Annotated in this window: 14 protein-coding genes and 1 tRNA gene; 6 read left to right on the forward strand and 9 right to left on the reverse strand. The window is 65.6% G+C overall.

Annotation, left to right across the window (positions count from 1 at the left end):
- Positions 1–112: 112 nt before the first annotated feature.
- Positions 113–1,048 (reverse strand): helix-turn-helix domain-containing protein, encoded by a 936-nt coding sequence (locus ACFXIV_RS05070; protein WP_379404586.1) that lies wholly within the window; start codon positions 1,046–1,048, stop codon positions 113–115.
- A 71-nt stretch (positions 1,049–1,119) separates the two neighbouring features.
- Here ACFXIV_RS05070 and ACFXIV_RS05075 point away from each other — a divergent pair, with 71 nt between their 5' ends.
- Both ACFXIV_RS05075 and ACFXIV_RS05080 read left to right on the forward strand, forming a co-directional pair.
- Positions 1,120–1,455 carry a cupin domain-containing protein gene (locus ACFXIV_RS05075; RefSeq protein WP_379404584.1) on the forward strand — a complete coding sequence of 112 codons (336 nt, stop codon included), beginning with the start codon at positions 1,120–1,122 and terminating at the stop codon, positions 1,453–1,455.
- Positions 1,456–1,567: 112 nt separating this feature from the next.
- Positions 1,568–1,948 (forward strand): YybH family protein, encoded by a 381-nt coding sequence (locus ACFXIV_RS05080; RefSeq protein ID WP_379404583.1) that lies wholly within the window; start codon positions 1,568–1,570, stop codon positions 1,946–1,948.
- 69 nt (positions 1,949–2,017) lie between these two features.
- On the opposite strand, the gene ACFXIV_RS05085 is transcribed toward ACFXIV_RS05080, so the two are convergent.
- Positions 2,018–3,655: a long-chain fatty acid--CoA ligase gene (locus ACFXIV_RS05085; RefSeq protein ID WP_379404581.1), complete on the reverse strand. Its 1,638-nt coding sequence runs from the start codon at positions 3,653–3,655 to the stop codon at positions 2,018–2,020.
- A 543-nt stretch (positions 3,656–4,198) separates the two neighbouring features.
- Between ACFXIV_RS05085 and ACFXIV_RS05090 the strand changes: the two genes are divergently transcribed.
- Positions 4,199–5,668 (forward strand): flavin-containing monooxygenase, encoded by a 1,470-nt coding sequence (locus ACFXIV_RS05090; RefSeq protein WP_379404579.1) that lies wholly within the window; start codon positions 4,199–4,201, stop codon positions 5,666–5,668.
- Positions 5,669–5,807: 139 nt separating this feature from the next.
- Positions 5,808–5,880, forward strand: a tRNA-Arg gene (locus tag ACFXIV_RS05095).
- Positions 5,881–5,913: 33 nt separating this feature from the next.
- On the opposite strand, the gene ACFXIV_RS05100 is transcribed toward ACFXIV_RS05095, so the two are convergent.
- Genes ACFXIV_RS05100 through ACFXIV_RS05125 form a run of 6 tightly spaced genes read right to left on the reverse strand, consistent with a single transcriptional unit; the run spans position 5,914 to position 10,401 of the window.
- A complete protein-coding gene (locus ACFXIV_RS05100) occupies positions 5,914–7,107 on the reverse strand; it encodes a tyrosine-type recombinase/integrase (RefSeq protein ID WP_379404578.1) in 1,194 nt (397 codons plus the stop codon).
- A gap of 4 nt (positions 7,108–7,111) precedes the next feature.
- Entirely contained in the window at positions 7,112–7,465 is a 354-nt protein-coding gene (locus tag ACFXIV_RS05105; protein ID WP_379404576.1) for a helix-turn-helix transcriptional regulator, read from the reverse strand.
- Positions 7,465–8,187 carry a hypothetical protein gene (locus ACFXIV_RS05110; RefSeq protein ID WP_379404574.1) on the reverse strand — a complete coding sequence of 241 codons (723 nt, stop codon included), beginning with the start codon at positions 8,185–8,187 and terminating at the stop codon, positions 7,465–7,467. Before ACFXIV_RS05110 ends, ACFXIV_RS05105 begins: the two co-directional genes overlap by 1 nt.
- Positions 8,184–9,185, reverse strand: coding sequence for a hypothetical protein (locus ACFXIV_RS05115; RefSeq protein ID WP_379404572.1), 1,002 nt, complete (start codon positions 9,183–9,185; stop codon positions 8,184–8,186). Before ACFXIV_RS05115 ends, ACFXIV_RS05110 begins: the two co-directional genes overlap by 4 nt.
- Positions 9,182–9,859 (reverse strand): hypothetical protein, encoded by a 678-nt coding sequence (locus ACFXIV_RS05120; RefSeq protein WP_379404570.1) that lies wholly within the window; start codon positions 9,857–9,859, stop codon positions 9,182–9,184. Before ACFXIV_RS05120 ends, ACFXIV_RS05115 begins: the two co-directional genes overlap by 4 nt.
- Positions 9,856–10,401: a hypothetical protein gene (locus ACFXIV_RS05125; RefSeq protein WP_379404568.1), complete on the reverse strand. Its 546-nt coding sequence runs from the start codon at positions 10,399–10,401 to the stop codon at positions 9,856–9,858. The genes ACFXIV_RS05120 and ACFXIV_RS05125 overlap by 4 nt, the downstream gene beginning before the upstream one ends.
- A 460-nt stretch (positions 10,402–10,861) precedes the next feature.
- On the opposite strand from ACFXIV_RS05125, the gene ACFXIV_RS05130 reads away from it, so the two are divergent.
- The gene (locus tag ACFXIV_RS05130) at positions 10,862–11,707 is read left to right on the forward strand and encodes a GntR family transcriptional regulator (protein WP_379404567.1); all 846 of its coding nucleotides are present in this window, start codon (positions 10,862–10,864) and stop codon (positions 11,705–11,707) included.
- The gene (locus tag ACFXIV_RS05135) at positions 11,704–12,357 is read left to right on the forward strand and encodes an HAD family hydrolase (RefSeq protein ID WP_379404566.1); all 654 of its coding nucleotides are present in this window, start codon (positions 11,704–11,706) and stop codon (positions 12,355–12,357) included. The genes ACFXIV_RS05130 and ACFXIV_RS05135 overlap by 4 nt, the downstream gene beginning before the upstream one ends.
- Before the next feature lie 687 nt (positions 12,358–13,044).
- On the opposite strand, the gene ACFXIV_RS05140 is transcribed toward ACFXIV_RS05135, so the two are convergent.
- A complete protein-coding gene (locus ACFXIV_RS05140) occupies positions 13,045–13,722 on the reverse strand; it encodes a hypothetical protein (protein WP_379404564.1) in 678 nt (225 codons plus the stop codon).
- Positions 13,723–14,203: the final 481 nt, after the last annotated feature.

Below are 14,203 nucleotides of genomic sequence, written 5' to 3' on the forward strand. Positions count from 1 at the left end.
GCGCCACCGCACCCCCTACAGCGAACACACCGCCTGGGCACACCGCCAAAACACCCAAGCCGCTTGACAACTTACGGACCTGGGATGTCTAGCCCGCGGCGGCACCGGCCGCTCACGAGATCCGGAAGGCCCGGCGGTACGCGCCCGGAGTCGTCCCCACCTGTGCGCGGAAACGACGGCGCAGGTTCACCGCCGAGACGAGACCGACGCGAGTCGCGATGGCGTCCACCGGCAGGTCCGTGTCCTCCAGCAGCGTGCGGGCCGCCGCCACCCGGCGCGCGAGCAACCACGCACCGGGACTCGTGCCGAGCCGATCGTCGAAGCTGCGGGCCAGCGTGCGGGGCGAGACATTGAGGTGAGCGGCCATGTCGCGCACCGAGAGTGGGGATCCGAGCCGGCCCTCCACCCAGTCGAGCAGGCCGTCCAGCAGGTCGGAGGGCGGGGGCGTCGGCGCGTATTGGGTCTGGCCGCCTTCACGGTGCGGCGGCATCACCATGTGCCGGGCGAGCAGTGCGGCGTAGGCGGCACCGTGATCGCGGCGGACCAGGTGCAGGCACAGATCGATGCCCGCGCCCGCACCGGCGCTGGTGGCGACGTCGCCGTGGTCGACGTAGAGGACGTCCGGTTGCACGCGAATCCGGGGAAACTCCGCCTGCAGCCTGTCGGCGCGCGCCCAGTGCGTGGTGGCGGCCCTGCCGTCGAGTAATCCCGTGCGCGCCAGGGCGAATACCCCCTGGCAGATCGTGACGATTCGAGCACCGCGGCCGTGCGCCCGCAGCAGCGCGCGACGCACAGGGTCGGAGAGCGGCGCCTCCACCGGCGTCCAGCCCGGAATTATCACAGTGTCGGCGGCGGCCAGCGCCGCAAGCCCGTCCGCCACATCCAGCGAGTACCCGGCCGTCGTGGGCACCGGTCCCGGCTTCTCGGTGCACACCCCGAATTCGTAGTAGTTCGGCACACCTTCCCGTTTGGTGCCGAATACCTCGGCGGCACAGCCGAGCTCGAAGGTCGACTGGACCGGCCGCACCAGAGCCGTCACGCGATGCATGGCAGAAAAGTACCCTATGATGTCTTTTCTGACACTGTGCCGCCCAGGCTGCGCACGGCACCGTGGTCGGCATGACTTCCGAAATCCTCACCCAGCCCGGCTACATCTCGGCCTCCGTCACGGAATCCCCTGTGCGTGAGATCTTCCCGGGCATCCGGGTGCGTGCCCTCTGGACGGGACCGAACGGCGCGAGCGCCAATGTCGTCGAGCTGGACCCGAACGCCTCCTGGCACGGTCGCGACATCCATGAGCCCGGTCCCGAAGAGGTGTACGTGGTTTCGGGCGTCTTCAACGACGGCGCGCGCGACTACCCCGCCGGAACCTTCCTGCACGCCCCTGCCGGTTCCTGGCACGTCCCCTCGACGGTCACCGGCTGCACCCTGTTCGTCTTCTACCCGGAGGGCTAGCCGAACCACGATTGTCCACTTTCGACCATGACGCGTCCCCTTTCGACCTCGCCCGGGCCACCGCCGCAGACCAGCATGGAAAGCGTCGATCCGACCACGAAAGGACCAGGTCATGGCCACCCAGATCGCCGATCCCGCCCAGCTGCCAAGGGTTTTCGAGGAGCGCCTGAACGCGGGCGACGTGACGGGGGTGCTGTTGCTCTTCGCCCCGGGCGCGACCATGCGCACCACCACCGGAGCCGTCATTTCCGGCTCGGACGCCCTGCGTCAGGAGATCAGCGGCACGGTCGCCGCCCGCGGGCAGCTCACCAACAACAGCAAACATCTGCTGATCGGCGGTGACGCAGCGTTGCTGGTCACCAACTGGACCCTGGAGATCGACGCGCCCGACGGCACGCGAGTCTCCCCCACCGGCACCACCGCGAATATCGCCCGGCAGCTCGAGAACGGGGAATGGCGATTCGCCGTCCTGAATCCGCTCGGGACGGCGTGAAGCGCTGCGACACAGCGCATTCGGCCGACCGGCGGGTGCGCCCTCGTGCCGAGGGCGCACCCGGGTGGGTCAGGACAGCGTGACGACGGTCAGCGAGCCGTCGGCGTGCTGGGCACGCAGGCGCTTCTTGTCGAACTTGCCGACACTGGTCTTGGGGACCTCGGCGATGAAGCACCAGTGCTCGGGCAGCTGCCACTTGGCGAACTTGGGGGCCAGGAAGTCGCGCAGCTCTTCGGGTTTGGCCTCGGTGCCCTCGACCAGGACGATGGCGACCAAGGGGCGCTCGTCCCACCTCGCGTCCGGGATGCCGATGACGGCGGCCTCGGCCACGGCCGGGTGACCCATGACGGCGTTCTCCAGGTCCACCGACGAAATCCATTCGCCGCCGGACTTGATGACGTCCTTGGAGCGGTCGACCAGGGTGAGGTAGCCATTGGGGCTGATCTTGCCGACGTCGCCGGTGCGCAGCCAGCCGTCGTGGAACTTGTCGGGATCGACCTCGCCGCCCGACGGCGCGTAGTAGGCGCCGGTGATCCACGGGCCGCGAACTTCCAACTCGCCCAGGGCCTCTCCGTCGTTCGGCAGCACCGAACCGTCATCGTCGACCAGGCGCGCCTGCACGCCGGCCGGGAAGCGGCCCTGGGTGTAGCGGTAGCTCCAGGCCTCCTCGCCCTCGGCGCCGGCGGGCGGGTGCGCCACCGAACCCAGCGGCGAGGTCTCGGTCATGCCCCAGGCGTGCAGCAGCTTCACGCCGTGCCGCTCCTCGAAGGCCCGCATCATCGACGGCGGGACCGCCGCGCCGCCGACCACACAGGTACGCAGGTGCGAGATGTCCTGCGGCTGCGCCTGCAGCCCGGCCAGCACGCCGCCCCAGATGGTCGGGACCGCGGCGGCGAAGGTCGGCTTCGCCTCGGCCATCATCTCCAGCAGCGGTGCGGGCTGCAGGAAACGGTCCGGCATCAGCACATTCGCGCCCGACATGAGCGCGGCGTACGGAATGCCCCAGGCATTGGCGTGGAACAGCGGCACGATGGCCAGCACGGTGTCGGCCGCGGTGAAGCCCATGCCGTTGGGCGAGATCACCTGCATGGCGTGCAGCCAGTTCGACCGGTGCGAGTAGACGACGCCCTTGGGGTCGCCGGTGGTGCCGGAGGTGTAGCACATGCCGGCGGCGGAACGCTCGTCGATGACCGGGTAGTCGTAGGTGTCGGGCTGGGCGTCGAGCAGCTCCCGGTAGGAGTGCACGGTGACGCCCTCGGGGGCCTGCAGCGCGGCGGCATCGCCATTGGCGACGATGACGTGGCGCACCGTCTTCAGGTTCGGCAGGTACTGCGCGAACATCGGCAGCAGCGAGCCGTCCACGATGACGACCTGATCCTCGGCGTGATTGGCCACGTACACCAGCTGCTCGGGGAAGAGCCGGATGTTCAGCGCGTGCAGCACCGCGCCCATGGCGGGCACCGCGATGTAGGCGACCATGTGCTCGTTGTTGTTCCACATGAACGTGCCGACCCGGTCACCGACGCCGATACCCAGGTCACGCAGGGCATTGGCGAGCCGGGCCGCATCCTGGCCGACCTCGCGATAGGTCTGGGTGCGTAAGCCGTCACCGGTCCAGGTGGAGACGTGGCTGTCGCCCTGGAAGGTGGAGGCATAGCGCAGCAGCGTCGCGAGTGACAGCTGCTCGTCCTGCATGGTGCTCAACATTTCCCAACCGCTCCTTGCATGTACCTACTGGAGAGTGAACTGAGTCACTTGCGGCGAGCCTAGCCGATTCGGACATACACAGGTCGGGGCCCGGACTGACGGCATGGTGACCTCAGTCCGGGGCCGGTGAGCTGGCGAAATATTCGAGCTGCGGGCGGCGAACCCCACCCTCGCCGCCCGCAGCCCGTAGCCGACCCGCCGCCGCCCAACACGACGACCAGCCGGCTCCGCAATCCTGATCAGCGTCACGACCTGCTGACGACGCCCCCTGCGGCGGCGCAGAATAGCCAATCACTAACCAGGACAAGTAAATTGGAGCAAGAACTTCCGTGAATATATTGAGTGTGACACCGGGCTGTCCAGTCGAGGACAGCGTCGCAGGTCAGACGGCGCTCACTGACCCGGACAGCGGGCCGTGAGAGCGGCCTTCCCATGATTGCCAGGGGTGAATCCGGACTCACCCGACCGACGTGACCGAAAATACGGATTCACTGTCCGGCGATGTCTGCAGGACCAGCGGGAATACGCCCTACCGTTGCTGATATGCAGCGAGAGCCCTCCATTCTGATCATCGGTGCCGGATTCGCCGGGCTGGGCATGGCGCTGGAACTGCAACGCCACGGCCTGACCAACTTCACCATCCTGGAGCAGGCCGCCGACCTCGGCGGCGTCTGGCGCGAGAACACCTATCCGGGCGCCGCCTGCGATGTGCCCTCGCCGCTGTACTCGTGGTCGTTCGAGCCGAAATCCGATTGGCCACGCCGGTTCTCGCAGCAGGCCGACATCCACGCGTACATGCGCACCGTCGCCGAAAAGCACGACCTGCCCGCCAGGATCGAGTTCGGCGCCGAGGTGGTGGACGCCGAATTCGACGAGCAGGGCGGCCGGTGGCGGGTCCGCACCGCCGACGGCGTCACCCACCTCGCCGACGTCCTCATCCCCGCCGTCGGCCAGCTCTCCCGCCCCGCGATGCCGAACCTCCCCGGCATCGACACCTTCACCGGCGCGGCCTTCCACTCCGCCGAGTGGGATCACTCGGTCGATCTGACGGGCAAGCGGGTGGCGTGCATCGGCACGGGAGCCAGTGCCATCCAATACATTCCGGCAATCCAGCCGAAGGTCGAACACCTCACGCTGTTCCAGCGCTCGGCCGCCTGGGTATTGCCGAAGTTCGACACCGAGTACACCCCGCTGCACCACGCGCTGTTCAAGTACGTGCCCGGGACACGGCTGGCCGAGCGATTCGCCATCTGGACCTTCTTCGAGGTGATGGCGTTGGCGCTCACCGACATTCCCGCCATCAAGCACCCGGTGATCGCCGTCGCGGACCGGCACCGCAACCAGCAGGTGCCCGATGAGGCGCTGCGCGCCAAGCTGACTCCGGACTACGCCGCCGGCTGCAAGCGCGGCCTGTTCTCCAACGAGTACTTCCCCGCACTGACCCAGGACAATGTCACCGTGGAGACCACCGCCATCGAAGCGGTGACGCCCAACGGAATTCGCACGGCCGACGGCGTCGAACATCCCGTCGACGTCATCGTCTACGGCACCGGCTTCAAGGGCACCGAGTTCCTCGCCCCCATGAATATCTATGGCCTGCAAGGCCGCAAACTCGCCGACGAATGGTCCCCCGAGGGCGCCCGCGCCTTCCTCGGTATGTCGGTCCCCGGCTTCCCCAACCTGTTCATGATGTACGGCCCGAACACCAACGTCGGCTCCGGCTCCATCATCTACATGCTGGAGTCCCAGGCCCGCTATATCCGCCAGGTCATCGACTACCTCTCCGCCCGCCCCGGCCACGTCCTCTCGCCCCGCCCCGACGCCGAAAAGTCCTGGGACGACTGGCTGCAGCGCCGGCTGAAGGACACCCCCTGGAACTTCTGCTCCAGCTGGTACCGCAACGCCTCCGGCCGCATCACCAACAACTGGCCCGGTGCCACCCTCCTCTTCCGCTGGAAGACAAGCAGATTCGCACCGTCGGACTACGACGAGAGCCGACCCGCGGGCCGCTAGCGACTCCGGGCCGGGCTCGCCGCGCCCACCACCCCGCCGATCAGCCGACTCCACCATCCCGACCACGAATGCGACCCCCGGCCCCCCGACCAGGTAGACTCCCCGACGTCCCGGCCGGGCCTCCCGCCCGGCATGTCCAGCCCTCGTAGCTCAGGGGATAGAGCACCGCTCTCCTAAAGCGGGTGTCGCAGGTTCGAATCCTGCCGAGGGCACACTTACGGCGCAGGTCAGAGCCCTAAATCCCGCTATTCGAGCGGAGCGTTTTCCTCTTGGGTACGCAGAGAGTACGCAGTGGCGAACTCGATACGGGCGGTATCCAGTCGGCTCGCGACTTCGTCCAGGTCGTCATCGAACAAGTCCGCGTACACGTCGAGGGTTGTGCTCGGCTTGTCGTGACCGAGCATCCGCTGTACCGCGAGCACCGACGCGCCCTGAGAGACCGCCAACGATGCCGCGGTATGCCGCATTTCGTGAGGGGTAAGGCCAGGTAACCCAGCCTTTGTCGTGGCCTTCTCCCACCAATCCCGGCGCATATTCCGCACCCTGAGCACGGCGCCCTGCGGCGAGGTGAAGATCTCAGCATCCGGGCGCTTGCCCTCCAGGTGCAGCCGGAGTGGTTCGGCCAGGAATGCCGGAAACGGCACGCTTCGGCGCTGATGATTCTTCGGGGCCTTGGTGACGAGTACGCCGTCGACTTCGGTGATCGTGCGTTCAATCTGGAACCGGCGGCGCAGCATGTGCACGTTGCTCGCCTGCAAGCCCGCCAACTCAGCGAACCGGAGCCCGCTGTACGCGAGCACCATCACCGTGAGCCAGTTCCGGCCGGCGCATTCGGCGAGCCGTTCGACCTCCAGGCCGGATAGGTAGCGCCGGGAGGCGAGGCGCTGTTTCGGACGGTTCACGGTCACACATGGGTTGATCGCGATCCGCCGCGTGACGACCGCGTAGTCGCAGATCTGGGACAGCACCCCGAGGTTCTTACGGACCGTGCCCCCGGCGACGCCGGTATCGGCCTGGGAGGAGACCCAGTCTTGGATGACTTCGTGAGTCAGGTCCAGCAATCGCGCCTGGCCCCACATGGGTTTGATGTGCTTTCGGACGATGGACTCGTATCGGGAGCGAGTCGAGGTTTCCCAGTCGGGGTTGCTCGTCAACCATGCGTCTGCCACGGTGGCGACCGTGACCCGCCCGGCGGACGGAGGCGCGTGCACGCCGGTGACTACCGCGGCCGTTTGCCCGTCGAGCCAGCTTTGTGCGTCGGTCTTCCGGGCGAACCGCTTCGAGTGTTCCTTACCGTTGGCGTCGACGTAGCGGGCGCGCCACCGTTTGCCCTTGCCGTACAGCAGTGACGGAACTCGCCGCGTCTGGCCGTCCTGGTCGCGCTCGGTCTTGTACCAGAGGTCTTCGACCCCGGCGCGGCGGTTCCGTCGTGCTGTCATGGGACTACGCCACCCCGCCGGTCGCGGATTCCTGTTCGGCGATCCAGGCCAGGATCACGCTCTTGCGCCACACGCGCCGGCGGCCGAGCTTGAAACTCACGGGGCCGGAACCGATGTGCGCCCAGTAGCGCCACGTGGACGCGGGGATGCCGGTGAGTTCTTCGCAGTCTTTTGCCTGGAGGTAGCGGTCGTCGTTCATGAAATGTCCTCGGGGAGTGGTGGTCTGGGCGGTGTTGTCGGATGTGGTGCGCAGGGTGTCGCGCGGTGCGTAGGAGCTGTCGCGTGCGGTGCGCAGGCTGTCGCGGTGTGCGCTATCGGTGCGACGCGTGTCGCATTGGCTGTCGCGGGGCTGTCGCATCAGTGCGCACCACCTGTCGCACGGTGTCGCAGTGGGAAGACGACGCCCTTGCCGGAGTGCTTCGGCGCGAGGTGCTTCGCGATCAGTGAATCCAGGTCCATCGCCGTGAAGTCCAGGTCGGACTCGTAGCGCAGGACCTGTCGCGCGATGGCGACAGCAGTGTCGGGGCGGATGTAGCCGCCGCAGACGTACAGGACTTCGGCGCACTGGTCGTGGCGCGCTTGGTCGCGCATCGCGTGGAGGCGGTGTGAGAATTCTTCCGGTGTCAGATACCGAGTGGTATCGACTTTGACTGCTACGCACTGCCAGTCCGGCCGCATCAGCCGCCCGTCATAGGGATATGGGCCGCGTCCTGGTGTGTCGTGTCGCATGATGCGCTCGGACATCCATTCATGCGACGCGCATGCATCCAATGCGACACGGGTTTGGGCTACCGCGCGGCAATGCTCGGCCCACATCGGCGAGGGCCGCCAGTCGCCGGTCCGCCAGCCCAACGCCCACGTGGATGCACTGGGCTTGAGGACTACCCATTTCGGTCCTTCCTGCACTTCTACCAGTGGGTGAATCAGGTTGGCGTCGAGCAGCTTGCCGACCAGATCGTAGGTTTGGCTGCGGCCCAACTTGAGGTAGTCGCCGAGTACGTCGAGCTGCATAGCGCGCATTTCGGCCAGGCCGACCACCGCGCGCACGTCGCGGTGGGTGAGGGTTTCAGTGTTGATCATGATGCATCCTTGGAAGTTCGAGTTTTGTTGCGGCGCTTGCGTTTCGCGGCGCGCTGGATGAGGAAGTCGCCCCATTCGTCGTCGAAGTCACCGATGGCCAAAGCCAGCTCCTTGCGGTTGCTCAACTCGACCGGCAGGCGTTTCACGGCCGCGTGGACGCCGTCGAGGACCCCCGCTGAGCGGCACAGGTACAGCAGGCCGACGACCTTCTCCGGGGTGGCGTCGCGGGCAGCCCGCAGCGCCCCGCGCAGGGCGGTATCCATGGCGTCGGCGGACTTGCGGGTGAGTTCGACTTCGAGGGCCCACCACCCGTGCAGACCGTCGAGGTCCCCGAGGAACCGCCCGTCATGGACATGGGAGACACCGCCCCGTGGGTTGCGACTGGTGCTGAATTCCTTGTGCTTGGAACTGGATTCGCGGGCAGCGATCTCGGCGCGATGCCACAGGACCCGCTCAGGAATCCAGCGTTCGAGATCGTCACCGACGAGCATGATCCGGGCTTGGGCGACCGCGCGATGGTGTTCGGCCTGCTTCACCGAGGGCCGGAACTCCCGCACCGGGAACCCCAGGATCCGGGACTCGGTACCCCTGGTGAGCAGCACCCACTTGTCCCCCGCCCGGATCTTCTCAAGATCGCGGACGATCTTCTCCTCACGTAATTCCTTGACCAGCACATAGGTGTGGTTCTTGTCCAAGTCCAGGAACCAGCCCAGGACATCGAGCTGCATGCCGCCCTGCTCTGCGAGCGCGGTCACCGCCGCGGACTTCCGCATCGTCGATCGCGGAGACCGCTCCTTCCGTAGGAGGTCTTGGACGGTGCTGCGGGCCAGACCGACACGGCGTCCGATCTCGCTGTGACCGAGACCAGCCGCCCGCAAAGCGCCGACTTCGCCCAGGACGTTTTCGACCTGGCGGGCGGTGATCCCCAACGTGTTGGCGATGTCGCGGTAGCCTCGCCCGTCTGAGCGCAGGCCCAGAATGATCGCCTCATCTGTCACCGCGACCGCCTCCGATCCACCGCCGGACGCGCCGGTGCTTCCGCCGAAGGGTCGCGAACATTGTCGCGGTGGATGTCGCGTTCCTTCAGAGGCGCGGTATCCGCCCCGATCCAGGACATCAGTGACCGCACCCGCGCATCGATCACGGCCGTCACTTCCCGCTGATCCCGGACACGACCAGAACCGACCACCGAGTCAGGTGATTCATTTGAATCACCGGCCGAACCGACCAACCGGTCAGGTGATCCATTTGGAACACCTGCGCGATCCGCGATCCGCAGTTCTCGATCCAAAGATCCTGCGGTAGAGGGTGTTTCGATCGGTTCGACCGACACCGGGTGTTCCGGCGAGACAGGCAGGCTCTGTCCAGTCTTCTGGACCTCAAGCAACAGAGCAGCGGGCGCGAACAGCTCCTCTGCGGTATGGCCGGGCAGCATCGCTTCCAGGACCGCGCAATGATCCGGTTGCGGTATCCCTTTCAGGTCACCGGAGAGCCACTTGTAGAACTGCGCCTTGCTGGGGCCATCCAACCAGCCCAGGTTGCGATCGACCTTCCGCGCAGCCTTGTTGTACTCGCGCTGGAAAACCTTGTGGGTATCCCAATGCTTCTGCCGCAGAAGCCGTTTCAATTCCGTTCCGCCGTCGATATTGCGGTCACGTGCTCCGCTGGTCATCGTGACCGCCTCCGATCCACCGCCGGACGCGCCGGCGCCTCAACCGAAAGACCGCGAACGTCACCACTGTGGAGGTCGCGCTCCTTCAGCGGGGCACTGGCCTCAGCCATCGCGAGCATCAACCGCAGCCGATCCGCCCTAGCCGCATCCGACTCCCGATCAGCCATCGACCCCGGACGCGGCGCAGACTCGGTAACCATTGCCCTGGTCCGCAGTGTTTCGAAATGCGGTTCGTCTGCCGTGAACTCGTCGAGTTGCTTCCAGGTGTTCGCCCGCAGCTCAGCCGGTGTAGGTGCGGCGTAACCGATCTGCTCGGCAGTGACCTGGCGACCCGCTTTGAGCGACAGGGCCGTCAGCATCACATCGAGGGTCCGCGGCTTCGGATCATGCAACCCGTCCCGATACCCGACGATATTGGTGTGCTTCAGATGCACCGGCCGGCCGCCGTCACTCTCGCTCACCGCACGCATGCGATGCGCCAGACCCGTGGGGGTGATCCCGAGCGACTCCATCAACAGCGACAGATGCTCGTTCGGAACCACCTCCCTCCGTTGTGGTTCCGGCTGAGCATCAACCTCCGCGCCGCGTCGGTAGTCCGGCACCGGGAGCGGTTGCGCGGGGACAGGAAACGGAATGACATTCGACAGCGGCCCGACCCGCTTCCCGTTGATCCTCACCGAACCCACCACCGAACCCGGACGAGCCGCGCGACCCGCGACGGGATCGATATCACCGCTGATAGAGACTGGTTTGGCACCAGCGCACCACGTTTTACACTGGACATGCTTCAGGGACCTTTCGTCCTTGAGGTGGGAAATTGCTGAAGCGGGTGCAACCGCTTTGGTGTTGGCTCCCCGGTGGCTGGACACTGCCGGGGAGTGTCCTTGAACAAGCTTTCTAGCTTGCCTAGACAAGTTGATCGTAGCGCACCGCGCTGGCCAACGCAGCTGATTCATCTAGGTTGCCTAGAAAACTTCCGACCACAGGGCTAGGGTGTGTCGCATGGACGCACTTGATCCCGACGACCCTCGTCCGCCTTACCTTCAGGTGGCGAATGTGCTGCGCGCCGCGATCTTGACGCGGAAGCTAGCGCCCGGTGAAAAGCTTCCGTCCGGGCCGCAGCTGGCGGAACGGTACGGCGTAGCCCGCATGACCGTTCAGCAGGCGATTCGAGTGCTCCGAGACGAAGGTCTGGTTGTCTCTCGGCAGGGAAGCGGCGTATACGTCCGTGAGCGCACGGAACGTCCCGTTGGGCTGCGCCCGCACATTGAGCGGGCGTTCGAAGAGGCTTCTGTGACAATAGATTTCGCGGGATTTTCAGGTGAGACGCTGCATGGTGCGATTGCCGAACCGATCGATAAGATCCGTGACGGGCGCCTTCGGCCTGAGTCTCTGACTGTCCGGCTATTGGTTCCCGACACATCCTCACCCTGGTCTCTGCCATCGCGGGTTGATGACCTTGGGGACAGTCCGGCGTTCCGGAAGCGCGCGACCCGGATCATGGAGCGGCACGCACTCGCGGTGGTGGATGCCGTCAACGAACTCGCAGAGCTGGAGCTGGTCGCAAGTGCGTCTGCGCAGGTCCGCACCTATCCGGCGGTTCCGCTCTTCAAGCTGTACATCTTGAATGCTTCCCGAGCGTTCTACGGCTATTACCCGGTCCGCGAGCACAAGCTTCAGTTGGATGGTGAAGCCGAGGCGATATGGGACCTCATGGGCAAGGACGCAACGCTTTTCGAGTTCGCGCAGAATGCCGACCCGGATGGCAAGGAGAGCCAGTTCGTGAAGCAGTCGCAGATGTGGTTCGACAGCATCTGGACCACTGTGGCCAGGGACTATCAGCGTTGACGACCGCCGCAGACCTTTCGAAAGGCCGCGGAATCCTGCTGCTCGACTTCGACGGGCCTATCTGTGCCGTGTTCTCCGGGATCTCCAACCGAGAAGCGGCGCAGCAGCTTTTGGCCGGCATCAATGCTTCAGCGCCGGACCATGTTCAGAAGAGCCGCGATCCGTTCGACATCCTCCACTTCGCCGCAACACTCGGTGTGGTGGAGGCCGAAGCGACCGAACGCCGCTTCAGGGAGATTGAACTGGAGGCCGTCCGGCTTGCCCAACCCACGGATGGCGCGGCCGAAGTGATTGAACGGTTCGCGACGGACGGCCACCGCGTCGCGGTCGTCAGCAACAATTCATCGGCTGCCATTGAGGCGTTCATGATCCAGCACGATCTACGCGGCCTGGTCCGCGGTGTGTATGGCCGCGACAGCGCCGACCTGTCGCACTTGAAGCCCGATCCGTACCTACTGAATCAGGCCGTTGCGGGTCTCAGCGCCACCCCGGAGGACTGCGTGTTCGTGGGTGATTCAGTATCAGACGTCCTTGCGGCACAGGCTGCTGAGATCGCATGCATAGCCTTTGCGAACCGCCCGGAGAAGGTCGCCAGGCTCGCCGCGCACTCGCCAGCAGCCATGATCACGAGCATGGCGCAGCTGCTCTAGCTGCCGGAAGAGTGCCGGGACAGTGCCGGGACAAAGCCGGGACAGTGCCGGGACCAAACCATCCGGCATCAATCCGGGGAATCGCTCCCGCCCATGCCCTCTGATCTGCGCCTTCGGCGCAGGGCTCTTGTCTCTCGTGCTCCTGATTCCCTCCCACTTCGTTGAAGGGAATCAGGAGCACGAGAGACAAGAGCCAGTTTTGGGTTCAGAGGGCATGGTCGGGAGCGATTGTGATTGGGAGGGTTAGAGATTCGAAAGACCACAAAGAGAGGACCACAAGGGGGCCAGTTGGGTGCAGATGGTGCGTTGGCATGTGAGTTGCGTTGGGAGAAGACCACAACGGGAAGGGTTGCGAGCGAGCGTCACGATGCGATGCGGGGTGCGTACCGAGAACGACCACAACGAAGGGATCACCTCTTACGAGGAAGGCAGAGTCACGTCTTATGCGGGGAGCAGTTTCACCTCTTATGCAGTGAGCCGAGGAGTGGCCTACCCCGCGCAAGAGGGGACCTCGCTTACCTCTTACGCGGGGTAGTCCTGTCCAATTTTCTGGACACCGCCGGTGGGATGCACATTCCCCTCTTACGAGGCCAGCGAGGTCCCTTCTTAAGAGGGGAAGGACTCCCCGATGAGGGACCACAACGGAGAGATCCAGCCGACCCAGGTGTTCAAATTGGAACACCTGCGCTACTGGGCGAATGGCTGCTGGCACAGGCCGCACAGGATCGGCCCGGCGGCAATGATCTTCTTGTGCGCGCGAATCCGGCGCGGCGGCTCACACCGGCAGGTGAGCGGACTGCCGTTACGATCGGCCGACTTCGGACCCGGCACCGCGCCGTCGCCGTCGTCGGTGGCCTCGGCAGTCGGGTCGGCATCCTCGGCAGCTGGTTCCGGCAGGCGGTGGGCCACGATCGCCTTGGCCAGGATGCCGATCTCGCGCCGGTACTCGCCTGCCGTAGCTTCCGGCAGCATGGTCACCGACCAGCCCGTGCGAGGAGCCCGCTCGGCAGTCAGGCCGATCTCCTCGGCGATCTGCCGGTACTTGCCGTTGTGATAGCGGCCGCCGTCGCTAGCCGCGGGCACTTCACGGGCGACGGCGATCCCGTGGGCCGCTTCGTGCAGCAGCGTGGCCAGCACATCGTGGGCGCCGCCGGCCAAACCTTCCGCGCCGAGGAACAACTCCGGCATCGCGGTGCCGGAGCGGCTCCACAGGTCCGGGCCGAAGTGCCCGAGCCGCACCGCACGGCCGCGCCCGGTCGAGCCCGAGGCGATCGCCACCACCGCCTCGGGTACGTCGGGGTGTCGCTGGCGGATGCCGTCCCAGACCCGATCGATTGCGGTTGCCAATGGTCCACCGATGAACATGCAGAATCCCTCGAATTTCACTGCGTAAGAGGTGACCGAGAACCGGCCGGAGAAGATACCCCATTCTATCGAGATCCCCTCTTATGAGGTGAGAAGAAGTGTTGCAGCACAACAACATTAACGGCTCATTGCGTCGCGCAGATCGGCCGCCACCAGACTTCGACGGATGGCACCCGCCTCTTGGCCAGTACGACAGCTCGTGTTCGATCTGCGCCAGAGCTATCGAACAGCTGCTCTAACAGAAGAGAACAGAGTCGGGTTCCGGAGAAGGGAAGAAGAAGAGAAAAGAGAAGACGGAACCCGAGTAGAGAATTTGCCGAATTTTCCTCTACAGGATCAAGAGCGGCGCGCATGCGCGCGCCGCCCGGGGTGTCCGGTCCTCGCTCCGCTGCGGGCGGGCACCCCGGCGCAGAGCCAGAGTAGGGGGACCGAATCGAACACCACATCACGCAATGGTCGACACCAATCCCGAAGTGCTGCC

The sequence above is a fragment of the Nocardia sp. NPDC059236 genome (genome assembly GCF_042754085.1).
In the GTDB taxonomy this organism is placed as follows: domain Bacteria; phylum Actinomycetota; class Actinomycetes; order Mycobacteriales; family Mycobacteriaceae; genus Nocardia.

Coding starts and splice junctions, on each gene's coding strand:
- ACFXIV_RS05070 (WP_379404586.1), bottom strand. CDS start 1,048: ATGCATCGCGTGACGGCTCTGGTGCGGCCGGTCCAGTCGACCTTCGAG.
- ACFXIV_RS05075 (WP_379404584.1), top strand. CDS start 1,120: ATGACTTCCGAAATCCTCACCCAGCCCGGCTACATCTCGGCCTCCGTC.
- ACFXIV_RS05080 (WP_379404583.1), top strand. CDS start 1,568: ATGGCCACCCAGATCGCCGATCCCGCCCAGCTGCCAAGGGTTTTCGAG.
- ACFXIV_RS05085 (WP_379404581.1), bottom strand. CDS start 3,655: ATGTTGAGCACCATGCAGGACGAGCAGCTGTCACTCGCGACGCTGCTG.
- ACFXIV_RS05090 (WP_379404579.1), top strand. CDS start 4,199: ATGCAGCGAGAGCCCTCCATTCTGATCATCGGTGCCGGATTCGCCGGG.
- ACFXIV_RS05100 (WP_379404578.1), bottom strand. CDS start 7,107: ATGACAGCACGACGGAACCGCCGCGCCGGGGTCGAAGACCTCTGGTAC.
- ACFXIV_RS05105 (WP_379404576.1), bottom strand. CDS start 7,465: ATGCGACAGCCCCGCGACAGCCAATGCGACACGCGTCGCACCGATAGC.
- ACFXIV_RS05110 (WP_379404574.1), bottom strand. CDS start 8,187: ATGATCAACACTGAAACCCTCACCCACCGCGACGTGCGCGCGGTGGTC.
- ACFXIV_RS05120 (WP_379404570.1), bottom strand. CDS start 9,859: ATGACCAGCGGAGCACGTGACCGCAATATCGACGGCGGAACGGAATTG.
- ACFXIV_RS05130 (WP_379404567.1), top strand. CDS start 10,862: ATGGACGCACTTGATCCCGACGACCCTCGTCCGCCTTACCTTCAGGTG.
- ACFXIV_RS05140 (WP_379404564.1), bottom strand. CDS start 13,722: ATGTTCATCGGTGGACCATTGGCAACCGCAATCGATCGGGTCTGGGAC.